We start from the raw sequence: 236 nt of genomic DNA, 5'->3' as shown, positions 1-236 counted from the left end.
CTTTGGCACGATGCTTTAGAATTACTCAAGGTATTACCATCGGCCTTATCAGAACTGTGTGGCTTTGGTTTTGTTCTTTAAATTTTGAATTACCACAAGCAAACCATGAAGATAAAATCTTTGGCAATAAAGATAGATCAAACTTAAATGCTAACATATTACTACTATCAGCCTTTCTAATTCTAATAGAGCATTGGCTGACACCTTTTGAAATTATTCTATTGTCAACAAGTAAA

Annotated in this window: 1 protein-coding gene; it reads right to left on the bottom strand. The window is 32.6% G+C overall.

Annotated features, from left to right (window positions below; genetic code table 11):
• Positions 1–25 precede the first annotated feature (25 nt).
• The coding region (locus KVT28_RS26860; RefSeq protein ID WP_217551367.1) for a hypothetical protein at positions 26–236 on the bottom strand (211 nt) is incomplete at its 5' end.

The sequence above is a fragment of the Pantoea sp. GbtcB22 genome, assembly GCF_019091025.1.
In the GTDB taxonomy this organism is placed as follows: domain Bacteria; phylum Pseudomonadota; class Gammaproteobacteria; order Enterobacterales; family Enterobacteriaceae; genus Pantoea; species Pantoea leporis.
Note: the sequence above shows the minus strand (reverse complement) of the source record. Positions and strands in the feature narration are given on the sequence as shown.